Annotated in this window: 17 protein-coding genes and 4 pseudogenes; 5 read left to right on the top strand and 16 right to left on the bottom strand. The window is 70.8% G+C overall.

Going from position 1 to position 22913, the window contains the following annotated elements:
* Position 1 precedes the first annotated feature (1 nt).
* The 4 genes and pseudogenes from ABZ562_RS17725 to ABZ562_RS17710 form a co-directional block, all read right to left on the bottom strand.
* A complete protein-coding gene (locus ABZ562_RS17725) occupies positions 2-2584 on the bottom strand; it encodes an AAA family ATPase (protein ID WP_361479829.1) in 2583 nt (860 codons plus the stop codon).
* A 296-nt stretch (positions 2585-2880) separates the two neighbouring features.
* The gene (locus ABZ562_RS17720) at positions 2881-5715 is read right to left on the bottom strand and encodes an AAA family ATPase (RefSeq protein WP_361479826.1); all 2835 of its coding nucleotides are present in this window, start codon (positions 5713-5715) and stop codon (positions 2881-2883) included.
* A 114-nt stretch (positions 5716-5829) separates the two neighbouring features.
* Positions 5830-6102 carry a hypothetical protein gene (locus tag ABZ562_RS17715; RefSeq protein WP_361479875.1) on the bottom strand — a complete coding sequence of 91 codons (273 nt, stop codon included), beginning with the start codon at positions 6100-6102 and terminating at the stop codon, positions 5830-5832.
* Positions 6103-6148: 46 nt separating this feature from the next.
* Positions 6149-6490 (bottom strand): annotated as a pseudogene (locus tag ABZ562_RS17710) (hypothetical protein); the annotation flags it as partial.
* A gap of 137 nt (positions 6491-6627) precedes the next feature.
* Between ABZ562_RS17710 and ABZ562_RS17705 the strand changes: the two are divergent.
* Positions 6628-6963: pseudogene (locus ABZ562_RS17705) on the top strand (integrase); the annotation flags it as partial.
* 143 nt (positions 6964-7106) lie between these two features.
* Here the strand turns inward: ABZ562_RS17705 and ABZ562_RS17700 are convergent.
* From ABZ562_RS17700 to ABZ562_RS17685, 4 genes and pseudogenes are all read right to left on the bottom strand, one after another.
* Positions 7107-7865: pseudogene (locus tag ABZ562_RS17700) on the bottom strand (integrase); the annotation flags it as partial.
* An 84-nt stretch (positions 7866-7949) separates the two neighbouring features.
* The gene (locus tag ABZ562_RS17695) at positions 7950-8948 is read right to left on the bottom strand and encodes an amidohydrolase family protein (RefSeq protein WP_361479823.1); all 999 of its coding nucleotides are present in this window, start codon (positions 8946-8948) and stop codon (positions 7950-7952) included.
* Positions 8945-9697 (bottom strand): SDR family oxidoreductase, encoded by a 753-nt coding sequence (locus ABZ562_RS17690; RefSeq protein ID WP_361479820.1) that lies wholly within the window; start codon positions 9695-9697, stop codon positions 8945-8947. The genes ABZ562_RS17695 and ABZ562_RS17690 overlap by 4 nt, the downstream gene beginning before the upstream one ends.
* A gap of 57 nt (positions 9698-9754) precedes the next feature.
* Positions 9755-10366 (bottom strand): NAD(P)H-binding protein, encoded by a 612-nt coding sequence (locus ABZ562_RS17685; protein WP_361479817.1) that lies wholly within the window; start codon positions 10364-10366, stop codon positions 9755-9757.
* A 135-nt stretch (positions 10367-10501) separates the two neighbouring features.
* Between ABZ562_RS17685 and ABZ562_RS17680 the strand changes: the two genes are divergently transcribed.
* Positions 10502-11200 carry a TetR/AcrR family transcriptional regulator gene (locus ABZ562_RS17680; protein WP_361479814.1) on the top strand — a complete coding sequence of 233 codons (699 nt, stop codon included), beginning with the start codon at positions 10502-10504 and terminating at the stop codon, positions 11198-11200.
* A gap of 18 nt (positions 11201-11218) precedes the next feature.
* On the opposite strand, the gene ABZ562_RS17675 is transcribed toward ABZ562_RS17680, so the two are convergent.
* Genes ABZ562_RS17675 through ABZ562_RS17650 form a run of 6 tightly spaced genes read right to left on the bottom strand, consistent with a single transcriptional unit; the run spans position 11219 to position 18696 of the window.
* Positions 11219-13207, bottom strand: a complete 1989-nt coding sequence (locus tag ABZ562_RS17675) for an acetoacetate--CoA ligase (protein ID WP_361479812.1) — start codon at positions 13205-13207, stop codon at positions 11219-11221.
* Positions 13204-14046: an SMP-30/gluconolactonase/LRE family protein gene (locus ABZ562_RS17670; protein ID WP_361479809.1), complete on the bottom strand. Its 843-nt coding sequence runs from the start codon at positions 14044-14046 to the stop codon at positions 13204-13206. Before ABZ562_RS17670 ends, ABZ562_RS17675 begins: the two co-directional genes overlap by 4 nt.
* Entirely contained in the window at positions 14043-15560 is a 1518-nt protein-coding gene (locus ABZ562_RS17665) for a bifunctional 3-(3-hydroxy-phenyl)propionate/3-hydroxycinnamic acid hydroxylase (protein ID WP_361479806.1), read from the bottom strand. Before ABZ562_RS17665 ends, ABZ562_RS17670 begins: the two co-directional genes overlap by 4 nt.
* An 11-nt stretch (positions 15561-15571) precedes the next feature.
* Positions 15572-16870: an MFS transporter gene (locus ABZ562_RS17660; protein WP_361479803.1), complete on the bottom strand. Its 1299-nt coding sequence runs from the start codon at positions 16868-16870 to the stop codon at positions 15572-15574.
* A gap of 24 nt (positions 16871-16894) precedes the next feature.
* The gene (locus ABZ562_RS17655) at positions 16895-17821 is read right to left on the bottom strand and encodes a VOC family protein (protein ID WP_361479800.1); all 927 of its coding nucleotides are present in this window, start codon (positions 17819-17821) and stop codon (positions 16895-16897) included.
* 29 nt (positions 17822-17850) lie between these two features.
* Entirely contained in the window at positions 17851-18696 is an 846-nt protein-coding gene (locus ABZ562_RS17650; protein WP_361479797.1) for a fumarylacetoacetate hydrolase family protein, read from the bottom strand.
* Between the two features lie 128 nt (positions 18697-18824).
* On the opposite strand from ABZ562_RS17650, the gene ABZ562_RS17645 reads away from it, so the two are divergent.
* Together ABZ562_RS17645 and ABZ562_RS17640 are read left to right on the top strand one after the other, a co-directional pair.
* Positions 18825-19544: a GntR family transcriptional regulator gene (locus tag ABZ562_RS17645; RefSeq protein WP_361479794.1), complete on the top strand. Its 720-nt coding sequence runs from the start codon at positions 18825-18827 to the stop codon at positions 19542-19544.
* Positions 19545-19773: 229 nt separating this feature from the next.
* Positions 19774-20004, top strand: a complete 231-nt coding sequence (locus ABZ562_RS17640; protein ID WP_361479791.1) for a hypothetical protein — start codon at positions 19774-19776, stop codon at positions 20002-20004.
* A gap of 511 nt (positions 20005-20515) precedes the next feature.
* On the opposite strand, the gene ABZ562_RS17635 is transcribed toward ABZ562_RS17640, so the two are convergent.
* Together ABZ562_RS17635 and ABZ562_RS17630 are read right to left on the bottom strand one after the other, a co-directional pair.
* A complete protein-coding gene (locus ABZ562_RS17635; protein ID WP_361479788.1) occupies positions 20516-21130 on the bottom strand; it encodes a TetR/AcrR family transcriptional regulator in 615 nt (204 codons plus the stop codon).
* Positions 21130-21978 (bottom strand): oxidoreductase, encoded by an 849-nt coding sequence (locus ABZ562_RS17630; protein ID WP_361479785.1) that lies wholly within the window; start codon positions 21976-21978, stop codon positions 21130-21132. Before ABZ562_RS17630 ends, ABZ562_RS17635 begins: the two co-directional genes overlap by 1 nt.
* 175 nt (positions 21979-22153) lie before the next feature.
* Here ABZ562_RS17630 and ABZ562_RS17625 point away from each other — a divergent pair.
* Positions 22154-22898: pseudogene (locus tag ABZ562_RS17625) on the top strand (transposase).
* Positions 22899-22913 lie beyond the last annotated feature (15 nt).

Here is a 22913-nt window from a genome sequence, read left to right as displayed (position 1 = left end):
CTCAGCCGTTCCGGCCCGTGGGGGTCAGGTGGGCCACCAGTTCGGCTCTGCCCTTGGCCCCGAGCTTGCGATAGATCTTGGTCAGCCGCAGCTCCACGGTCCGCGTGGCGACCTGGAGTTCGTCGGCGATCTCGCGGTTGGCAAGGCCCCCGACGACGAGCCGCGCGACATCACGCTCGGGCTGGGACAGCCCGGCGAGTGAGGATGCCGGTACGTTCACCTGTTCCCGGACCGGGGGGCGTGGGAGTTCGACGCCGAGCTCGGCCAGCATCTCCACCGTCTGGCCGCACATCCGGCCGACGGCGTCGCCGGTGCCCCAGCGGTCCAGTACGGCATGCTCCTCCGCGCGCAGCCGGGCCGCGGTCTGCGGAGCGTCGAGCATCTGGTGGGCCACCGCGGCTGTGCAGCGCCAGGGCAGAACCATGGGATTCTTCCAACGCCGCGCGCTCAACAGCCGGCCGCACTCTTCCAAGAGCACCAGAGCGTCTTCGGGTTCGCCGGTGACCAGGCCGAGCTCCGCCTTGGCGTAGAGCAGGAAAGCCCAGCCGATGCCCTGGTCGGCGGTGTGAGCGAGCGGGCGGGTCGCCAGTCGCCGCGCCCGGTCCAGCCTCCCGCAGCGGATCTGGGCCATGATCTCGCTCGCCACATGCCTCGCTGCCAGCGCCGGATGCCAGGATTCCAGCGGTAGTTCCCGCGTCGCGGTGGCCAGGTCTCGAAGTCCCTCGTCGGGGTGGTGGAGGCGCAGCGCGGCGCCCGCCCGGTAGAGCAGCGCCCGCGCCGCGGTCGCCCGGGCGCCCCGTCTGCGTGCGTCGGCCACCACGGCGTCCAGACCCTCCATGCCCATGGCGACGTCGTCGGCGCACAGCAGCGCGCAGGAGGCCGCGATCCGGCACATCGAGGGCACGTCGCTCGACGCGTCGAGCGCGGCCTGACCCAGCTTCCGTGCCCGGTCGCGTTCCTGTGCCAGCCTGGCCAGCTGCCAGGCGCGCGCCCCGGCCTGAGCCGGGTCGGCCGGGCGACGGGCCGGGGCGGGCAGCGGGGCGACCGGGGTCTCGGGGTCCGTGCCCGCCTCCTCCCCCGCGAGCCAGCCCAGCGCGCTCAGCGGGGACAGTTCGTCCTGGGACATCGAACCAGCCGACGTTTGGTGCAGTTCGGAGATCACCCGCCGTGCCGTCTCGACGTCACCACGGCTGAGCAGCAAGTCGGCTGCCCGGACCACGGAGGGCCACGCGTCGCTGTTCGCGTAGCGTACGAGAACGTGCCGGAGCCTTCCGTCACTGGCCTGGGGCGAGTGCACGACCTCGATCGAGGCGAGCCGCGTGAGCAGGTGCGCCCGGTCGGCGTCGTTCATCGGCTCCCGCAGTGCGCGGCGCAGCGCCGCGGCCGCAGCGTCCGTTCTGCCCCGCCGCATGCGGTACACGGACGCTTCGGCCAGGGTCTTCCCGGCCCAGGGCAGGCCGGAAGCCGGCGCGTTGCCCAGGAGATCGGCGACCGTGTCGACCCCGGCCCCGATTTTCCGGGCCAATTCCGCCGCTTGCAGGTAGAGGTTTTCGCGCTCGGAGGCGGTCATTGCCGCAAGTATCTCGGCGGCGAGGCGAGGACAGGGCACCCGCGGTGCGTCGGGGTCGACCACCAGCCCCGCGCCGAGGAGGGTGTCGAGCGCGCCGTCCAGTCTGGCAGCACGCAGTCCGGCCAGGGAACCGGCGATCTCGAATTCGAAGTTGCTGCCGACGGCGGCCAGTACGCGCAGCAGGGCGAGCGCGTCGGCGGGCATGCTCACCATGGCGCGGTTGGCCCGTACGGACCACGCGGTCCAGGATGCCTCGATCAGCTGCGGAATCCGCTCGGCGTCCAGCGGCAGGTTCCGGGCGGTGAAGTAGTCTGCGACGCCGCGCAGCATGGCCGGGCGGCCACACGTCATATCGGCCGCGACGGCGGCCACTCTCGCGCCGACCTCACGACCCGTCAGTGTTTCCAGCAGCTGCCGGGAGTTGGCCGCGGACAAGGAGGCCAGCGGGATCTCCCGCATCGCGGCGAGACCCGCGTCGTCCAGGCGGTAGTCCTCGCCGAGAAGACGGGAGAGCGGACCGTAGGAGGAGCCGATCAGCAGGACCGGGGCGTGGTGCGCGCGGCGGGCCATCGCCGCGAACCAGCGCAGCGACCATATGTCGGCCCATTGCAAGTCGTCCACGGCGAGCAGCAGCGGACGGTCAGCGGCGAGCGCCAGGAACTCGTCGCACAGCAGCGGCACCGAGGCGGCGAAGTGGCCGTTACGCATACAGACGGTGGCCAGTTCGACCATCCGTGACGGCGGGTGGAGCCCGGCGAACAGCTGGGTCAGCGCGGCGTAGGGGACCCGCGACTCGACCGGCGAGCAGCGCGCGAAGCCGACGGCGGACCCGAGTGCGCGTGCCCGGTCCACCGCCCGGTGCAGCACCGCGCTGCGTCCCACCCCGAGCGGGCCGGTCACGCACGCCATGCCCGACCCGCCGGCCTCGAGCGTCGCGATCAGCTCCTCCAGCACGGTCAGGGCACTCCGGCGGCCTACGAATTCGTCCGCGGCGAGAGAAGGTGCGGGACTCATCGTGACACGTGCCCGGGATGTGTCACCGCGGCATGGACAGGCGCAGGGAGTGCTGCGACGTTGAACCGCGCGTGATAATTCCGCATGTACGCCTCTCGCATCACTCGCACCAGCGATCCTTGATGAAGTCAATACACCGGAGATTACAACCGTGCTGGTGACCGTACAGCATCGCTCGAGTAACGCCGAGCTTTCCTTGAGGTTATGACAATTTCTACGCGCATGGATGGGACTCATTCCGCACAAGGACCCCGAAATGATGGCCCTTTCCTCTCAAACCATTACCAGAATGGCCCTTATGTCTTCCGCAAGGCGCGGGCGAGCTCCCGCCTGCCCCGGATGCCGAGCTTGCGGTACACGCTCGTGAGGTGGAACTCAACGGTCCGTTGAGTGAGGAACAGCGACTCGGCGATCTCCCGGTTGGTCGCCCCCGCGATGGCCTGCTCGGCGACTCGGCGCTCGCTGCCGCTCAGTGTGTCGGCGGGCGAGGCGGTGCTGCGGCGCAACCTGCCGCCCGCCTCGCTCAGCGCGGACAGCGACTGGTTGAGCTGTAGCTGGTCCCCGCACAGCACGGCCAGGTCGATCGACCGGCGCAGCCGCTCGCGCGCGCCCTCGCCGTCACCCCTGCGGTACAGCCTGCGGCCCAGCAGATACTCGGCCCTGGCCTGCTCCCACCTGCCGGGCGAGTCCGCGAGCGTGTGCACCGCGTCGGTCAGCAGGTCGATGCCGGCGTCGCCCGCGGTCAGCACCCCACGGGCCATCCTCAACATGCCCAGGGCCCGCCTGGTGCCCCAGTGGTGCACCGATTCCTCCACTCCTTCGATGAGGTCCAGTCCTTCGTGGGGGCGGCCGAGTTCGGCGAGCACGTCCGCCGCGTCGAACCACCAGGGCGCCAGCACGGGGTTGCGGATGTCCCCTTCGGCCAGGCTGTCTGCGCACCGGTAGAAGTGGGTGAGGGCGCCTTCCAGGTCACCCAGTGCCGCCCGGCCCCGCGCCCGCGCCATCACGTACCAGTGGTATTCCAGAGTGAATCGGTCCAGCCGCGGCCGAGTGATGAGGTCGAGCACCTCCTGCGCCCGCGCGGGCTCCCCCCGGCGGATCAGCGCCGAGGCGAGCGCGGTCTGTGGCATCACCACGTTCGGAGCCCAGGACTCCTGGAGCACGACGTCGAAAGACAGTTGCGCGTCGGAAAGCGCCTCACTCACGTTGCCCGCCCACTGGTAGACCTCGGCACGGGTACTCCTGCCGAGAGTGTGCGTCCACGCCTCACCGGTGCGCTGCGCGTGCTCGATCAGGGCGGTGAGCGCGTCCAGCGCGGGATCGATCTCGTCGGCGAGGTAGAGCGAGAGGCTGGCGCCCAGCACCGCCCATCCGCCCGGTGCGACATCGCCGATGCGCAGGACTTTCTCCGCTTGGGCCGCGACCTCGGTGGCGGGCCTGCCCTGGAAGGTGCCGAGCGAGGACAGCATGGCCAGCAGCTGTCGCTCCTCCGCGGTGTCCCCCTGCGGTGGTACGTAGTCGCGGAATCGCCGCCCCACTCTGTGCACGGTGGATTTCTCGTCGAGGCCGGAAATCAGATACGCGAACTCGACGAGCGTGCGCAGCGCGCGGTCCGCCGGGGTGGCTTCCGCACCGTCCTCGGCGCCGATCGCGTCGATCAGCTCGTCCACCAACTCGAAGGCCCGCAGGGAGTTCTGCACTTCCAACGAGGTCAGGGCGTACTGCACCACGAGCGGGGCTCGGGTGCGCGGATCATGTACCAGGCCCAGCGCGTGCTCCAGATGCTCCAGCGCCTTTGCGGGCTCGCTCTGCCCGAGCACCCTGGCCAACGCGGCCAGCAAGGTCACGTCGTCCGGGTCGTGCTTCAGCGCCTGCGACAGGTAACGCGCGGCCGCGGCGGGCGCTCCCCGGTGCTCCGCGCTCTCCGCGGCCGTCAGCAGCACTCCGACCATCCAGGGCGCCGGGTCGCCAGGCAGCAGCATCAGCTGGACCGCGACCTCCTCGGCCGGGCGGCCGGAGTCGTTGAGCAGCCTGGCGGCCCGCTCGCGCAGTGCCACCCGCTCGTCCGCCGACGTGGTGTCGAGCACCACGCTCCGGATCAAATCGTGCGCGTAGTCGAGGCCGTCGCCGAGCAGCAGATCGTTGGCGCGCAGGACCTCCACCGCCGCTGCCGCCGGGCCCGGCTGTGTCCCGGCCAATGCCGCGATCGTCTCGATGGTCTCACCGCCCAGCACCGCGATGGCCGTGGCGACCGCGTACGCGTCCCTGGGGAGCCGGTCCAGCAGCGAGCGCGCGACGACATCCCATCCGAGCTCGTCGAGCAGAGCCGTCTGCTCGGCACCGGGCGAGATCTCGTCACCGCGCAGGCGGCTGACCACCCGCTGTACCAGGAACGGATTACCGCCGGTGATCTCAGCGCATTTGGCGGAGAACGCCGAGCCGAGTTCACGGTCGAAGGCCCGGTGCAGCATTTCGCCGACGGCCTCGGTGGTCAGCGGCGGCAGATCGACGATCAGACAGCTGAGGGTGTCGCTGATCTCATCGAGCACCTCGGGCCGGGACCGCTCGTGGCCGGTGCGCTGGGTCATCAGCACCATGAGCGGCAGGTCCTCCGCGCGGCGCAGCAGGAATCCCAGCCAGCGCAGGGACGCCTCGTCGCACCACTGGACGTCGTCGATCGCCAGCACCACCAAGCCGTCGGCGCTGAGCCCGGCGGTGAGCCAGTGCAGGCCGTGCATGACCGAGTACGTGTCGGTGGGACCGGTCTCGTCCGTGCGGTCGGGAAGCAGGGCGGGCAGAGCGAGCCGGGCGCTCCCGCTGAGCAGTGGCGAGCTTTCGGCTCCGTCCTCGGTGAGGAGCAACGGCTCGAACAGGCCACGAACCGTCTCGTAGGCGGCCGAACCGCTCTCCGGGCATTTGACGGTCAACACTGTCCGGGCGATGGGAGTGAGCTCGTCGAGCGCGACGGAGAGGAGCTTGGTCTTGCCGATGCCCGCCGGGCCGCGCAACAGGACTGCCTGGCCCGCGCCGGACGACGCACCGCGTGCACGCTCGACCAGGAGAGACCGTTCCCAGTCGCGGCCGGCCAGTTCCGTGGCCGGTTCGGACTGCGGACCACTGCGCGCGACCACCGTGACTCCTCTTGCTCCGGCGACGGCGGTTGGGCGTCCTCAAGCGGCCGAAAACACTGGGCCGCCGCTTGGATGATCAGTACGCCGCGATCGTACCGCTTCGCAGGGCGCGATTCACACGGTCAGCACGCGCGGACCCGCCCGCTCGATATCCCTCGTCACATGGAAGTTGGCCCGGTCGCCGGTGATCAGCACGTCGATGTCGGCAAGGTTGCCGAATTGGGCGAAATGAGTATGGCCGATCTGGGTGTGGTCGGCCGGCACGACGGTGTGCCGGGTCGCCGAGATCGCCGCGCGCTTGACCATCGCCTCGGAGGGGTCGGTGGTGTTCAGGCCGCGTACGAGCGAAATCCCGCCGGGGCGGAGCCAGGAAGGCGACGTGGATATAGATCTCGCTCGGCAGGCGCAAGGCCCAACTGTCGACCGCGGCGAGCGGACGGGACTTGATCCGGCCGCCGACCGGCATCACGGTGATATCGCCCTTGCCGGTGAGAGTCAGGGCGACGTCGATCGCGTTGGTGACCACAGTGAGCTGCCGGTCGACCGGTATGAGGTCCGCGAGTTCGCCCATCGTTCTGCCCGCGTCGAGCAAAATGGCGCCCGTCTCGGGAACGTATTCCATCGCGGCCTTGGCGATACGCCGCCGCTCGGTGAGCGTCACCGGGTGGCAGGCGGGGAGATCCGTCTCGGCCGACCCCGCCGTCACCGGGATCGCTGCACCGTGCACCCGGCGCAGCAGACCCCGCCGTTCGAGCAGCGTCAGATCCCGGCGCAACGTCTCCGTGGTGATGTCGAACCGCGACTACGGGTGCCGGTACATCATCCACGCAGGTCGGAAGCCTGATCACGGATCTTCGGCTCTCCTTGTCATTCGCCCCACGTACTTCACCCGCACAGGGCCCCGGCGGCATCATGATCTGTCGTGCTGCCGCGCCTGGCCTCGCCGGCCTGCTCCACCACCTCCCCGAAGACAGACCGCGGCACCTTCTGCCGCTGGTCCGCCCCGAGACGGTGTCGCACTGACATCGCGAGCTCCTCAGGCGGCGCCATGCCGCGGCCTGCGTACCCAGGCGACATGGACGCTCACCCACCATCCGGTCGATCCGCACCCTGGGCCCCCGCCTGGCCAGGGAGAATGCCACGTGGGGATATCGCCGGATCCACGACGAACTCGCAGCCCTGGGGATCAAAGTCGCCGCCCCCACCGTCCGGGAAATCCTCCGCGATCACGGCATCCCACCCGCCCCGAACGCCCGTCCCTGGCCGGGCGTTCGGCCCCGACACAGCTCACCATCAAGGTGGGCAGGACACAAACAGTCGCCGGGACCGAACAACTCGGCCCCGACATCAGCGTCCAGTACTTGTAGCGCCGGAACCACTACTCCAGTCCGCATGTGGTCCAGGACCTCCCGGCGGAGAGTGCCGATCACTCGTTCGCGCGAAGGCGTCGGTGTACGTGCTGTCGCGGTCCCGGATGAGGAAGCGCAGCAAGTCCATACGTATGCCCAGGTCGGTGGCGAGGTTGCGGGCCTGCTGGGTGGTCCAGGCCGCGGTCGGGTGTGCGGTGACGCCGGCGATGTGCGGGCGCCGGGTGCGGTGCTCGAGGAAGATCAGGGCGTACAGGCGGTGCGGGCTGATGGTGTCGATGTGGAGGAAGTCGCAGGCGATCAGACCGGTCGCCTGCGTAGAGAGGAACTCGCGCCAGGTCGGGCCAGTGTGGCGGGGTGCGGGGTCGATTCCTGCGGTGTGGAGGATCTGTCAGACGGTTGAGGCGGCGATCGGGTGTCCGAGCCGGGCCAGCTCATCCTGGATCCGGCGATGGCCCCATCGGCTGTTCTCGCGAGCGAGGCGCAGCACGAGCTTCTTGATGGCAGCCCTGCCTGGGCGGCCGCCCGGGACCGCGACGGCGTCGGGAGTAGTCCCATCGGCGGGCGACGAGCCTGCGGTGCCAGGCCAGCAGCGTGCTCGGTGTGACCGGGAAGACCTTGGCCCAGCGGCGGCGGGGAATCAGCGAGGACAGGGAGGCGAACCAGAGACGCTCCGCAGTCTCGTACCGTACCCGCCCCCGCAGCTGGCCGTCGCACCACAGCGTTTTCGTGCCGCAGGACGAGAAGCTCAGCCTCCTTCGAGGTGTCCCGCCGTAGGAGCACTGCTGGGACAGAGAGAAGACATCAAGTCATCCGATAGAGATATCCGAGCCCCACACGGCGCCAAGGGCACGGGGCAGGCCCGGCTCACCCGGTCAGAGTGAACACTCGCTCCGCCGTCCGGTGGGCGATCGCCGTGCGCTGGTCGTCGGTCAGCGGGGTGGTCCGCAGGAAGTCCACGGCCGCCTTCGGGTCCTCGTACGGGTAGTCGACCGCGAACATCACGCGGTCCTCGCCCACCGCGCGCAGGGCCAGGCCCAGGACGTCCGGGTCGTCGATGCCGCTCGTGGTGAGCACGAAGTTGCGGCGGAAGTACTCGCTCGGTGTCAGTGACAGCCGTGGCATCGGCGTCGCCGCGCCGGCCGTCGCGGCGGCGAACGCGTGCCGATTGTCGATGCGCCGCAGCCAGTACGGAATGCCCTCGCCGAGGTGGCCGAGTACGACGGTCAGCCCTGGGTGACGGTCCAGCGTGCCGCTGAGGATGAGCCGCATGGCGTGCAGGCCGGCCTCGGCCTGGTAGCCCCAGATCGCCCCGAGCAGCCCATGAGGCCGGTAGGCGTCGAGCATGCTCGGCACCCGGGGGTGCAGATAGACCGGGGCCCCGCTCGCCTCGGCCGCCGCCAGCAGCGGGGCGAATCGCGGCTCGTCCAGGTAGTGCCCGCCGGTGTGGGAGTTGATCATGATGCCGTTGAGGCCGAGCGTGCCCATGGCCCGTTCGATCTCGGTGGCCGCTGCCTCCGGGGCCTGCGGAGTCACCGTGGCCAGTCCGCCGAACCGGCCCGGGTGCCGCCGTACGATCGCGGCCAGCGCGTCGTTGAACTCCCGGGCCAGCGGCACCGCGTCGGCCGCCGGGTACGCCTGCACCCCGGGCGGGTTCAGGCTCAGCACCGCCATGTCCTGGCCGAGCGCGTCCATCTCCCGCAGCCGGGACGCGAGATCGGTGAGCCGGGCGCGGAACGCCGGGTCGCTCTCCATGGTGCGCATGCCGTTCATCTCGGCCTGGTCACTCGGCGCGACGTCCAGCCCGTGCGCGACACGCAGGAACGCCTCGGTGGCCATGTGCTCCTCGACCGCTACGACCCTCATGCCCGCCGCCCACCGTCGACCGACAGCGCGATGCCGGTGATGTAGGACGCGGCATCCGAGCAGAGCCAGACCGCCGCGGCCGCCGCCTCTTCCGAGGTGGCCATCCGGCCGAGCGGGGTCATCGCCGACTGCATCGCGATCATGTCGGTGCCCTCCGCCACCCGCTCGAAGCCGGGGGTGCGGGTCGGGCCGGGGCAGACGGCGTTAACGCGGATGCCCTGCGGCGCGTAGTCCACGGCGGCCACCTTGCTGAGGCCGACAACGCCGTGCTTGGCTGCCACGTAGGCGGGGGCGGTCGGGATCGCGTACAGACCGCCGTTGGAGGCGACGTTGACGATCGCGCCACCGCCTCGGCTGTGCAGCTCGGGCAGTTCGTACTTCATGCAGAGGAAGGTCCCGGTCAGGTTGATGCGGACCACGTGCTCGAACTCGTCCGCGGTCATCTGGTCGAGCCTGCGGTGGTGCGAGTCCAGGCCGGCGTTGTTCACGGCGAAGTCGAGGCCGCCGTACGTCTCGACCGTGCGCTCGACGGCCGTGCGTACCGCGTCCTCGTCGGCGATGTCGACGGGGAGGGCCTGGGCCTGTCCGCCGTCCTTCCTGATCAATTCGGTGGTCTCGGCGGCGGCGGCCTCGTCGATGTCCGTGACCGTGACGGCGGCGCCCTGCCGGGCCAGTTCGATCACCGTCGCCCGGCCGATGCCGCTTCCGGCGCCCGTGACGAGTCCTGCTTTTCCTGCGAACGCGCTCATGATGACCTTTCGATGCGGTTACTGCGGTTACTGCGGTTACTGCGATTGCCGCGGTGGCTAGCTCAGGGGCACAACGATCTCGGTGCCGTACGTGCCCGCCTCCGCCTCGTCCAGCAGCAGGGCCGCCAGCGTGACGCGGGAGATGCGGGGCGGCAGCAGGGGGCGCCGCAGCTCCGCCAGGGGGATGGTGCGGCGGGTGGGGCTGAGGGGGCCGTCGGTGACGTCCGGGGCGTGGAACACCGTGGCGCCGGCGGCCAGGGCGACCTCGTCGGCCTCGACCTTCTCGGCCAGTTCCGAGCCGACGAACATCCGCATCACCCCGGCGTAGATCAATCCGCCCGACCGGCTGGACACTCCCGAGCCCAGTGCGCCGAGCCACACCGTGCGCACGTCCGCCGCCGCGAGCGCCCTGGCCCCGGCGACCAGCGCGCCCGGCCCGTCGCCCTTGCCGATGCCGATGGCCGAGACGACCACGTCGACGTCGCTCAGGTCGGGAAAGCCCCGCGGGACGGTGACGTCCGCCGTCCGGACCTCCACCTGCCGCGGCGCGGGCACGGTGACCTTGGCCGGTGTGCGGACCAGGGCCACGACTTCGTGCCCCCGCTCCAGCGCCTGGTCGAGGAGTGTGCCGCCGGTCCGTCCCGACGCACCGAGTATGGCGATACGCATGATCAAACATCCTTTTACTGAACAACCGTTGGTGACTTAACTAAACAACCGTTGGTTAGGGATGTCAAGGCGCGGGGTGCCTGTACGGTGAACATCTGTTGCTCAGCCGTTCACACTGGTCAGAAGGGGACGAAGATGGCGCCTCAGGAGCGGTCCGCTCCCCGTCGCCGCAATCCGCGCGGACAGGGGCAGTTGCTCAAGGCCCAGCTCGTGGACGCCGCGGCGAAGCTGCTGGCCACCCTCGACCAGCCGGAGACGCTGACCCTGCGGCAGGTCGCGCGGGAGGTCGGCGTGGCACCGGCCAGCATCTACAGCCACTTCCCCGACCTGAGCGCGCTGATCCAGCACGTACTGCGGCTGCGCTACGAGGAGCTGGCCCGGCTGATGGACGAGGCCGCGCGCTCCGCCCCGGACCCGTTGGCCGACCTCGTCGCCCGGTGCGCGGCCTATGTGCGCTGGGGAGTCGGCCAGCCCGGCCACTACCGCACCCTCTTCGGCGGACGGATGCCGGACGACCTCGTCCCCGGCTCGGCACACGGCGCCGGGGCCGAACCGCTGGAGGCCGTGGTGGTCTCCCTGGCGGCCGTCACCGACGACCAGGCCACGGCGGAGCGGCAGTGGCAGGCCGGGCTCCTGCTCTGGACCGGGCTGCACGGCCTGGTCAGCCTCTACAACGACCACGGGAACATGCCCTGGCCGCCCCTGGACGACTTGATCACCGACCTGATCAGCCTGCACACCGCCCGACCGGCGGCCGAGATCGCGCTTCTTTTGCCGCCGTGCGGGGACGATCCGGGTTCCGCCGGCACTTCGTCTCCTTCGTCCGGCCTCTGACGCGGTCCCGCGCCGCGGTCACCCGGGGGTGCCCGGAGCCGTGCCGCGTCGCGCGCGGTGTGCGGTGCCGATCCTCACGTACCAGTCGAGGAGGTCGGGCCGGTCGACGCTGCCGGGGTCGCCCACAGTGTCCTGGGCGTCTCCGCGCAGCAGACGTTTCACGGGGACCTCGAGTTTCTTGCCAGTGCGGGTGTGCGGGATGCCGGGGGCCTGGATGATCTCGTCGGGGACGTGGCGGGGGGAGGCTCCGCGGCGGATGGCGGCGTGGATCTTCTCGCGCAGCGTGTCGTCGAGGCCGATGCCGTCGGTGGTGGTGACGAACAGCGGCATCCAGTAGTCGCCGCCGTCCTGCTCGACCCCGACGACGAGAGCCTCCGCGATCTCCGCCAGTTCCTCCACCGGGCCGTATATGTCGCTGCTGCCCATGCGTACGCCGTGGCGGTTCAGGGTCGCGTCGGACCGGCCGTGCAGGAGCACCGAGCCGTGGCCGGTGAGGGTGATCCAGTCACCGTGCCGCCACACTCCCGGGTAGGTGTCGAAGTAGGCGGCGCGGTAGCGCGAACCGTCCGGGTCGTCCCAGAAGAACAACGGCATCGACGGCATCGGCCGCAGGACCACCAGTTCTCCCACCTCGCCGCGCACCGATGTCCCGTCGGGGCCGTAGGCGTCCACGGACACCCCGAGGCAGGGGGCGGACAGTTCGCCGGCCCGGACCGGTGTGGTGGGGGCGGCGCCCAGGAACGCGGTGACCACGTCGGTGCCGCCGCTGCTGCACACCACCTGGGTCCCGGGCCCGAGTTCACCGGCGACCCAGTGCTGGAGGTCGGCGGGGAACGCCGAGCCGGTGACCCCCAGCCGCTCCGGCGCGGCCGGACCGTGGCCGGTGAGCCGCACGCCGGCCTTGCGGCAGGCCGCGAGGTAACCGGGGCTGGTGCCCAGGACGCTCACCTCCAGGCCGGCCGCGAGCCGCCAGAGCGCGTCGGTGCCGGGATGGGCCGGGCTGCCCTCGTAACACACGGCGGTGGCACCCAGCAGCAGGCCGGACACCAGGACGTTCCACATCATCCAGCTCGGTGTGGTGTGCCACAACAGGCGGTCCCCGGCGCGCAGGCCGAGCTGGAGGCCCAGGTTCTTGAGCTGCTCGAGCACCACCCCGCCGTGCCCGTGCACCATGCCCTTCGGCCGCCCGGTCGTGCCCGAGGAGAACACGACCCACAGCGGATGGTCGAACGGGACCGGGAGCGGCGCGAGTTCGGCGTCCTCGTGCGCGGTGAGCGCGGACCACGCGAGGGCACCGGGCACCTGCGCCGCGTCCCCTACTGCGACGGTCGCCGCCAGGGCCGGCAGGGCGGCGCGCAGAGCCTGCACATCGGCGCGGCGGTCGACACGCTTGCCGGCGTGTACGCAGCCGGTCGCGGCGATCAGTACGGCCGGCAGGAGTTGCGCGAACCGTGCCGCGGCCGCCGCCCCGGTGTAGTCCTGCCCGCACACCGCCCAGGTCGCGCCCAGGGCGGCGGTGGCGAGGAAGGCCACGACGGCCTCCAGACCGTTGGGGAGGTACCCCACGATCCGGTCCCCCGGGCGCACGCCCAGTGCGGTGAGCTCCCGCGCGAGCGAGGCGACCTGGCGGCGCAGGCCGTCCCAGGTCACGGCGGTCGGGCCGGTGTCCTCGGTCACCGTGATGACGGCGGTGCCGGTGCCGGGCCGGCCTCGGAACACCTCGGCCGTGTAGTTCAGGGTGCTGCCGGGAAACCAGACGCTGCCCGGCATGGTCTCGGTCGCCAGCGCGGGGCCCGCCGGGCGCTCGGGCAGACCGAAGTAATCCCACACCGCGGCCCAGAAGCCGTTCACGTCGTTGACCGACCACTCCCACAGCCGGTGGTAGTCGCCGCTCAGGTCGCGTCCGTCACGTCCGGCGTGCTGTTCCGCGAACCGCGCGAAGTCGGTGATCCGGGCGCCCTCGACGGCCCGCGCCGTCGGGATCCAATCCGGTGGCTCCGTACTCACAAGGCGTCCCCCGCCTTCGTCACGTCGAGCAGCGCGACCGTCGTACGCACCGCCTTGTGGGCCATGGCCTCGCCCAGCGGGCGGCCTCCGGTGTCGGCGAGGGTGACGAACAGCCGGTCCCCGCCGTCGCCGCAGCACGCGATCGGCAGTAACGTCCCGGTGCCCACCGACGTCACCAGTTCGTTCTCCCGCACCAGGGCGACGGCGTGGCCGGTCGTGGTGGCCACCCACACGCCGTCAGGTGCCGCCCAGAGGCCGTCCGGCCGAGCATCCTCGCCGACCAGCCGGGCGAGGTCGGCGTAGGTGCGCCGACCGGTGAGGGCACCGTCGGCGGCGACGGTGAAGGCGGTCAGCCGTTGCCGGGTGGTCTCGGCGACGACCAGGGTGCGGCCGTCGTCGACGAAGGCCAGGCCGTTGGGGAACTCGATGTCCTCGGCGGCCACCCCTACCGTTCCGTCGGCGGCGACGCGCAGCACCCGGCCCGGCCGCACGGGCTCACCTGCGTGCGCGGCGAAGCCGACGTCGTCCACGTAGAGGTTGCCGTACGGGTCGCCGGCCATGTCGCCGAGCGGACCGGTAGCCACCGCGCTCAGGTCGGCGTAGGTGCCGAACCGCTCACCGGTCCACACCCCGATGCGCCGTTCATACATCATGGCGCCGGCCAGCCGCCCGTCCGGCAGGAACCACAGGCCGTTGGGGACGGCGTCCAGCGGGATGCCGCGCCAGGGACCGTCGTGGTCGGTCCACAGCTTTCCGCCCTGGGTGTCGGACAGCCACAGCGCGCCGTGCTGCCAGCGGGGGCCCTCACCCCACGTCATTCCGGTCGCGTACTCCTTCACGCGCCCACCTCCTGTGTCGATACGGTCCGTGCCAGGTCACGGGTGGCTCGCTCCAGTTCCGCCGGGTCGGCGGCGAGCGCGAAGGCATAGCGGTCCGGGCGGACGATCGCCGCGGCTGCCGCGTGCCCGGCCAGCCAGCTGTCGACGGCCGGCCCCGTCTCCGGCACGGTCACCACGCCGAGGCGGCGCCACAGTTGCCGCACGTCGGCGGAGACCGCGGAGGTGACCTCCGGCTTGCCGACGACGGTGTAGCCGTAGCCGCTCACGTCGTCCAGTTTCTCCCCGTTCGCGCCGCGGGGCTGTGGGCTCAAGCGCCCGACGGCGCCGCCCGGCCGGGGGACCACGCCCGGTCCCAGCGGCGGCCGGAACCTCTCGATCGTCCGCGTTCCGTTCAGCTCCGGGAACGCGCCCGTGCCGAGCGCTTCGATCAGGTTGGACTGCCGGGCGGATTCCTCGATGTAGGGGCGTACGTGCGCGGCACGCTCGCTCTCGTAGGTGTCGAGCAGGGCCTCGGGGCTGTCGCCCTTCACCACCGCGGCGAGCTTCCACGCCAGGTTGGCAGCGTCGCGCAGCCCGGAGCACATGCCCTGGCCGAGCATGGGGGGCATCTCGTGCGCGGCGTCACCGGCGAGCAGCAGCCGGCCGGAGCGCCAGCCGTGCGTGAGCCGGGCGTGCCATTCGTAGGTGTCGGTGCGCATGATGCGGTAACTGCCCGGTTCCAGCCAGCGGCTCAGCAGGTCGTACACCGACTGCGGTCGTTCGAGCCGCGCCGCGTCGTCCCCGCCGAGCAGCATGAACTCGAAGCGGAGCATGGGCGGGAAGATCGGCAGGTAGGTCACGGGCCGCTTCCCCTCGCACCAGATGAAACCGCTGTCCGCCGGGAGCTGGGCCGGGTGGTCGAAGGGGTGGACGTCGATGATGAGGGAGCGCTGGGTGCCGTGGAGGTCCTCGGTCCCGGCGTTCATCACGCGCCGGACGAAGGAGTGGGCGCCGTCCGAGCCGACGGCCCAGCCGGCCGTGAGGGAGGTCTCGGTTCCGGATGCCCGGTCCAGCAGCGTGAGGCGCACTCCCTGGTCGTCCTGCTCGATCGCGGTGGCCGTCCAGCCGAACCAGAGGTCCACGTTGGCGTCGGCGGCGAGCAGACCCCGCAGCCGTGACTCGAAGTCGGGCTGGTGGAACTGGTAGTCGGTGCGCCAGCCCTGGTCGGACTCCTCCTCCGGCAGCGTCTGCCGGAGGAAGGGCTGCCCGTCCGGGCGGTGCAGGGTCCAGGCGGCCTGGCGCAGGAACCGGTGTTCCATGTCCTGTGCGCCGAGGGTCTGGAGCAGGCGCATGGTCTCGTCATCGAGGTGGGTGGCGCGCGGGTGCGGGCAGACCAGCCGGTTGGGGTCGATGGCGGCGACCCGCAGCCCCTTCATGGCCAGCAGCCGCGCGAGGGACAGTCCCACGGGGCCGCAGCCGACGACGGCGATGTCGTAGGCGCCGGCGTCGGTGTCGGTGTCGGTGTCGGTGTCCATAGTGTGCTCTTTCATCGAGTGGGTCCGGCCGTCGTCGGCTCCTTGGCGCCGGGCCCGGCGGCGCAACGGCCCTGAAGTCGGGAGGCCCGTCCGCCGACAGCCAGGGCAAGCACCGCGCCGAGCACGGCGGGGACGGCGAAGAGGACGAAGTTCCAGCGGGGCTGGAGGCCGGCCGCCAGGATCCAGCCGCCGAGGGTGGGACCGGCGATGGCGCCGATGCGGCCCACTCCCAGGGCGACGCCCACCGCGCTGGCCCGGGCGGTCACCGGGTAGGAACGCGCGATGTAGACGTTGATCAGTCCCTGCACCCCGATCGCGCCGCAGCCGCCGACGACCACGATGGCGTAGAGCACCGGCAGCGGCAGCTGGGCGCTCATGGCGACCAGGGCGGCGGCTCCGAGGGCGAAGCAGGCCGTGATCGGTCCCCGCGATCCGGCCCGGTCGGCCAGCAGCGCCATGCCGAGTCCCCCGACGGTGGCGCCGAGGTTCAGCAGGACGAGGAAGGTCCGCGCGTCGCGCAGCGGGTAATCCGCGGCCTGCATCAGCTGCGGCAGCCAGGTGTTCATGCCGAAGATGAGCAGGAACGACAGGGCCGCGATGGCGCAGAACATCAGGGTGGTGCCGAGGTAGGGCGCTCGGAGCACCGCCCGTACACCGCCGCCGTCGGGGGCGGGCGTACTGACGGCCCGGCGGTACTCCTCGGACTCGGGCAGCCAGAAGAAGGTCATCGGCAGCAGGAGCAGACCGGCGACGCCGCCGACGACGTACTCCAGGTGGAAACTGTGGCCGCTCAGCAGGGCGTTGGCGACGAGGGCGGCGAACGCGCCGCCGATGGCGGTCCCGCACTGCACGATGCCCGAGTGGAGGTTCTTCCGTCCGGCCGGGGCGAGTTCGAAGATCAGCGGTCCCATCGCCGGATAGATCGCGCCGACGCCGAGCCCGACGACGAACCGGCCCACGCCGAACAGCGCGGGCAGCGGCGCGGCGGCGCAGGCGAACATGCCGGCGCTGACGATCGCGATGCTGGTCAGGGTCGTACGGCGCCTGCCGAACCGGTCGGTGAACTGGCCGACCAGCAGGGAGCCCAGGAGCATGCCGATGGGGGTGAGGCTGCCGAGGACGCCGACGAAGGCGACGGAGAGGTGCCAGGGGCGGTAGTCGAGCAGCAGGGAGGTGGTCGCGCCGAAGGCGACCAGGTCGTAGCCCTCCAGGGTCATCACGGCCAGGCCCACGGCGAGTGCGGTGCCCGGCGGCGAAGGAAGGCCCGGGGACGGCCAGGCGGCCCGGCGGACGGGCGCGGGTGTGCTCACTGTTCCGGCTCCGATCGTCGGCGGTCAGTCGCCGGCCGTGTGGGCGCCGGTCATCAGCGCGGCCAGGTCCTCGGGGGCGAGGAACGACGGCGGCGGTGGAGGCCCCCAGGTGTAGAGCGACTCCATGCCCTCGAAGGAGCGTGGCGTCCACAGCTGGTCGTCGATGATGCAGTCCATGTCGGCGTAGTACTCGCTGAAGTTGCCGGCCGGGTCCTTGAGGTACCAGAAGAAGTTCGACCCGATGTGATGGCGGCCCAGTCCCCACACATGACGCTCCGGGTGCTCGGTGAGCATGCGCGTGGCGCCCCGGCCGACCTCGTCGACGTCCGTCACCTGCCAGGAGGTGTGGTGCAGAAAGTTGAGCGGCGCCTGCTGCACCAGGACGTTGTGGTGGTCGGTGGAGCAGCGCAGGAACGCGGCCTGGCCGGGCACGATGTCGCTGACCTTGAAACCGAGCCCGTCGGTGAAGAACCGCTGGGTCGACTCCCGCTCCACAGAACCGATGACGACATGGCCCAGGGCCAGGGGCCGGACCGGGCCGGTACGGGCGAGCACGGGTGCCCGGGTGTCGGCGCGGTCCGGGCGGCCGGGGCCGTTGTACGGGGTGGCCGGGACCGTGCCCCGGGACAGCCGGGGAGCGACACGGACCTGGACCGCGATACCGGCGATGGGCTCCCTGGTGCGCAGAGTGCCGGCGTCGTGTTCGCTGGGCAGCCCGAGCCGGTCCAGGTGCGCGGCGATCCGGTCCAGGTCGTCACCGTCGTCGGCGGCGACCGTCATCCCCAGCAGGCGCCGGACGGGGGAGTGTTCGAGGATGAACTGCTCACCGCCCTCGACGGTGGCGAACCGTCCGGGCGCGGTCTGCTCGAGTCCGAAGTCGGCGTAGTAGCCGGCCGCCTCGGCCACGTTCGGCACGCCGACGGTGAGTGACTGAAGCCTGTGCAAGGCCATGGTGGTGCCTTTCTCTCAGGTCTCTCGGATCAGGCGGCGACGCAGGTCTGCCGCAGCTGGCCGATGCCCTCGACGCGGGTGACGACCTCGTCGCCCGGCCGCAGGTAGCGCTGGGGGGTGCGGGCGTGTCCGACTCCGGCCGGGGTGCCGGTGAAGATCAGGTCGCCCGGCAGCAGCGGGCAGACCGCGGACAGCCGCGCGATCAGTTCCGGGACCGGGAAGATCATCGACGAGGTGCGGGACTTCTGGACGCTCTCCCCGTTGACGAGGCATTCGATCGCCAGATCGTCCGGATCGGTGAACTCGTCTGCCGTGACCAGTACGGGGCCGGTCGGCGCGAACCCCGGGAAGGACTTGCCGAGGGAGAACTGCGGCACGGGGCCAACGGACTGCACCGCGCGCTCGGAGTAGTCCTGCCCCACGGTCAGCCCGGCCACATGGGACCAGGCGTCCTCGGCTGCCACGTGCTCCGCCCGGCGGGCGATCACCACCACCAGCTCGGCCTCCCAGTCGACGTGACCGCCGGGCAGCCGCAGCCGCGTGTCCGGACCCGTGAGGGCCGTGGCGAACTTGGTGAACACCGACGGGGACGGAGGCACGGCCAGACGGGCCTCGTCGGCGTGGTCGCGGTAGTTCAGGCCGATCGCGAACACCTGCCGCGGGGCCGGCGAGACAGGACCGTTCGGCCCCGCCGGTCCCGCGGCACCCGCGGCACCCGCGGGCTCCAACTCCGCCGCCCAGGACCGGAACGCGTCCCACTCCTCGAACACCGCGAGCGGATCGGCCGGGAACCGGCCGGCGCTGGCCTGCTCGACATCGATCACCGCCTCTCCGCTCACCAGGCACATCCGTCCTGCTCGGGTCGTCGTCCTCATGGCGCGCTGCCTCCGAAGCTCGTGTCGCTGCCGACTGCTGAATGATCCGAGTCAACGCCTGCATCGTCGACACGTCAATGAAATCTCGAGATTTCTTTTAAATCTCGCCAAGCGTTAGACTCTGCGGCATGACCACGACCCACCGCTCCAAGACGCGCGCCGAGGAGATCTACTGGCGGCTGCGCGCGGACATCCTCAACGGACGGCATGAGCCCGGTTCACGGCTGCGCGTGGAAGCACTGAAGGAAAGCTACGACGCCAGCAGCGGCGTACTGCGGGAGGCGTTGCCCCGGCTGGTCGGCCAGGGGCTGGCAACCTTCGCGCCGCAGCAGGGGTTCCGGGTCGTCACCGTCTCCCCCGAGCGGTTGCGGGAGCTGACCGACGCCCGGGTGTTCGTCGAAACCCACGTGGCCCGGCAGTCCGTCACCGCCGGCAGTATCGAGTGGGAGTCCGATCTGCTCGCGGCCCACCACCATCTCGCCCGCACGCCCTACTTCGACGACGCCGGAGCCCTCAACGAAGGCTGGCTGCACGCCCACGCCCGTTTCCACCGCGTCCTGCTGGAGGGGTGCTCCAACCGGCCGCTGCGGGACATCGCCACGCAACTGCGCGATGCTGCGGAGGTCTACCGCTGCTGGGCCCGCACCCCGGCCGAGTCCAGTCACCGTGACGTCGCCGCGGAGCACCGGGCGATCTGCGACCGCGCCATCGCCCGGGACGCGTCCGGCGTCGTCGAGGCACTCACCCGGCACATCGACCTCACCACACAACTGCTGCTCGACGCGTACGGGCGCCGCGAGGAGCAAGGAGAGCAGGGGAAGCGGGAAGAGAAGCAGAAGGGAGCGTGAGCCACGGGTTGCCCGCGAACGCCCCCGGCTGTGTCCGCGATCCGTGACGGGCGCACCCGGGAGCCGCGCCCGCCCGCCCTCCCAGGTAGTCACAGGGCGGCCGGGAAACGACGGTGAACTGCGGGAGAGCGGGGCGGACACGGCACGGCACGACGGCGGGCGGGGCGGGTATGCCCTGTTTGGCGACAAGAAGGCGACGATCAACCCCGGCGGTGACCTCCATGCCCGCATGACTGCGGAGGAGCGCATCGCGTCCGCGAAGAAGGCCGGCGTGCCGCGCCTCGACCCCAAGGAGGCCGCGGACCGGCTGCCGTCGCCCGCCGCCACGGTGTCGGTCGCCGCCGCCCGCAGGAGCGCCACGACGCCGTTCCTCCCATACGCCGCGCCGGCGCTGACCGAGGAGCCGTACAACTGGTCCACAGACCACATCAGCAAGCTGGGCGACGCCACCCCGAAGTAACGACGCGATGTGAAGAACGCGGCGTCCATGCGCCACGGCCACTGACCCGCCGCCCCGGCCCCGAAGCACTACCGGGGCCACCTTTTCAGTCGCCGGCGACCGGGGCCTGAAGATCGGGTGCCGGTGAAACCGACTACCGGCGCGCCGGGTTTCGGCAGATCAGGACCACTTACCGGTACTCACTGCAGGGCGTCCGAGGGTTGGCGGGCACTGCCGGCTCACTGCCACCAGCGACCGCAGAGTCGTCGTCGATCACCGGGACCCCGCCATCCCGCAAGGCATGGGCCGAGCGTCAGTCACCCGTCGTCTGAGGGCTGTCCCGTAGGTGACCTTCCAGGTCTCGCAACCTGACCCGGAAGGCCCCCACACGGGAGTTGTGGACACCAGCTCCCGTTGACCGGGCTGGGAGAGGGCGCTGTGCTCCGCGGGATTCCCGCTGGCGGAGTGCCTGGACGGTGGGTCTCTACGTCACGGGGCCCGGTTGCGCGCCTCATCGTCCACACCAGATGCATCAGGTGGTCAGGCCGGCGCTGATCAGCCAGATGTGTTCGCAGGTCGACGATGCCTTTTGCAACTCCTCGCGGGATTCCTGCGAGGCGTGGTAAAAGGTCCGCTCGATCATCCAGCACAGGGCGCGCGCCATCGCCGACGCTTGCTCTGGTTCGGTGCCGGCCTCAACGCCGGCTCGTTCCAGGACGGCGGTGATGGCCGTGATGAACAAGTCAGCCGTGTGACTCCACAGCTCGCCGATCTCCGGCACGGTCAACGACAGGTCGATCGCGGTGCGCATGACCAGACCGTGCTCGTTCCACAGCTCAACCGTGCGCTGCAGGGCTGCTGCGATGGCCTGGCGCGGCTCGTCGGTCTGCGCGGTGGTCCGAGACCGCTCCCACAGGTGCTCAACGGTCCGGGCCACGAGTGCCGTGACCGCTTCTTGTTTGGAGCCGAAGTAGAAGTACAGGGCGCCGCGTGTGATGCCGGCGCCCTGGGCGATGTCGCCGACGGTCATGGCGTCGTAGCCCTTTTGCGCGAGCAGAGCTTCGCAGGTGTCCAGAATGGCCCGCTCCCGGACATCGCCCTTGCGCTCGGTGGCGCGCCGGCTCCGCGCGGGGTGGTGGCTGGGCATCAGAGCTGAGCTCCCTCGGCGAAGTCGGTGGTACGAGAGAGGGGCTCCCATGCGCGGATGTCCTCGTCCACGGCCGTGCGCGCGGCGGTGACCAGTCGCAGCGCGTCCGAGCCCAGGACGAGGTGGGCCGGCGGCTGGTCGACTGATGCGATGTGGACTACGGCATCCCCGGCCTTGGCCGGATTGCCCAACTGGTTCCCGCTGGCCTTCTGCCGCGCTTCCCGGATGGGGGTGAACAGCTCGTCGTAGTCGTCGATGGACTGCGCGGCGCGTGTCATGGACCGCCCGGCCCAGTCGGTGCGGAAGGAGCCGGGCTCGATCGCCGTCACGTGGATCCCGAACTGTGCGACCTCCTTGCCCAGTGCTTCCAGGATGCCTTCCAGGGCGAACTTGCTACCGCAGTAGGCGGACATACCGGGCACGGCCATGAGCCCGCCCATGGAGGTGACGGCCATCAGGTGTCCGCGACGCCGCCGGCGCATGTGCGGCAGGGCTGCCTGCAGCGTGGCCACGGCCCCGAATACGTTGACCTCGAACTGCCGCCGCACCTCGGCCAGCGGGGTTTCCTCGAAAGTGCCCTCCAGGCCGTAGCCGGCGTTGGCGACGACGACATCCAGAGGACCGACGCTCTGCTCCACCTCCGCTACCGCACTCGAGACGGCGTCGCCGTCGGTCACATCCAGGATGCGGCCGTGGGCGTACCCGGGCTTCAGCCCTTCGAAGGCCCGCAGGTCCTCCTCGGAGCGGACCGTGCCGACAACGGCGTGCCCGGCGGCCAGGGCGGCCTGGGCGAAGGCACGACCGAGGCCCGTGCTGACGCCGGTGATGAGCCACTTCTGCTGCTGCACTGTTCCTCCAGAAAGGTCTCGCGAGGAGCTGGACTGCCCCCTCACCCAGAAAGTCTACACGACGTCGAGTTTTATCAACATGGTGTTGATTCTGTCGCCCCCAACGGCACCATGCTCGGTCGAGGTCGATCCGGCCCCTCACCGACCCGCTCGCCCCGACTGAAACGATCACGGTGTGGCTGGAGTGATCACGGCATCGGTGCCGTCCTGGATAGGGCCTTTTACGGGGCTGAGCCCGCGCCGCTTCGGCAAGTTGGCAGCCGCAGTACGACGCGAGCAAGCCGCAGATCGACCGCGCGGCCGACCCTGGAGCCTGTCGCTGGAGGATCGCGTCCTGCTGACTTGACGATGCGCCGGCTGGCTCCGCTGTTCGGGATCTCCAAGTCGGCCGCAGACCGCGTCATCGACCACCTCGGTCCGCTGCCGGCACTCCGGCAGCAGAGCCGGTTCCGCAGGGACACCGTCCTCATCGTCGACGGCACCCTGGCGCCCACCCGCGACCACTCGGTGGCCGAGCAGTCGAAGAACTATCGATACGCCACGGCCCATCAAGCTGTGATCGATGCCGATACCCGACGGGTCGTAGTCGTCGGCCGGCCCGTGCCGGGTAACCGGCATGACTCCCGAGGCTGGAAGGAGTCCGTCGCCAAAGCCGCCGTCGGGAACACGATGACGATTGCCGACGGCGGCTACCAGGGCACCGGCTGGTCATCCCGCACCGCCGCCGCACGGGCGAAGAACTACCCTCCTGGAAGGAGCAGCACAATCGAGCACACAAGCAGATCAGGGCTCGCGTTGAGCACGTCTTCGCACGCATGAAGAGCTGGAAGATCCTTCGCGACTGCCGCCTCAAAGGCGACGGCGTCCATCACGCCATGCCCGGCATCACCCGCCTCCACCACCTCACCCTCACCGGATAGAGGGCCCCCAGAGTC

The sequence above is a fragment of the Streptomyces sp. NPDC019937 genome (genome assembly GCF_040631655.1).
Lineage (GTDB): Bacteria > Actinomycetota > Actinomycetes > Streptomycetales > Streptomycetaceae > Streptomyces.
This window is presented reverse-complemented; position numbering and strand designations above follow the sequence as displayed.

Bases quoted from the DNA above. Each gene is read 5' to 3' on its own strand.
- ABZ562_RS17665 (WP_361479806.1), bottom strand. From the start codon at position 15,560: ATGGACACCGACACCGACACCGACACCGACGCCGGCGCCTACGACATC.
- ABZ562_RS17640 (WP_361479791.1), top strand. From the start codon at position 19,774: ATGACTGCGGAGGAGCGCATCGCGTCCGCGAAGAAGGCCGGCGTGCCG.
- ABZ562_RS17690 (WP_361479820.1), bottom strand. From the start codon at position 9,697: ATGAGCGCGTTCGCAGGAAAAGCAGGACTCGTCACGGGCGCCGGAAGC.
- ABZ562_RS17680 (WP_361479814.1), top strand. From the start codon at position 10,502: ATGGCGCCTCAGGAGCGGTCCGCTCCCCGTCGCCGCAATCCGCGCGGA.
- ABZ562_RS17645 (WP_361479794.1), top strand. From the start codon at position 18,825: ATGACCACGACCCACCGCTCCAAGACGCGCGCCGAGGAGATCTACTGG.
- ABZ562_RS17695 (WP_361479823.1), bottom strand. From the start codon at position 8,948: ATGAGGGTCGTAGCGGTCGAGGAGCACATGGCCACCGAGGCGTTCCTG.
- ABZ562_RS17655 (WP_361479800.1), bottom strand. From the start codon at position 17,821: ATGGCCTTGCACAGGCTTCAGTCACTCACCGTCGGCGTGCCGAACGTG.
- ABZ562_RS17725 (WP_361479829.1), bottom strand. From the start codon at position 2,584: ATGAGTCCCGCACCTTCTCTCGCCGCGGACGAATTCGTAGGCCGCCGG.
- ABZ562_RS17685 (WP_361479817.1), bottom strand. From the start codon at position 10,366: ATGCGTATCGCCATACTCGGTGCGTCGGGACGGACCGGCGGCACACTC.
- ABZ562_RS17650 (WP_361479797.1), bottom strand. From the start codon at position 18,696: ATGAGGACGACGACCCGAGCAGGACGGATGTGCCTGGTGAGCGGAGAG.
- ABZ562_RS17635 (WP_361479788.1), bottom strand. From the start codon at position 21,130: ATGCCCAGCCACCACCCCGCGCGGAGCCGGCGCGCCACCGAGCGCAAG.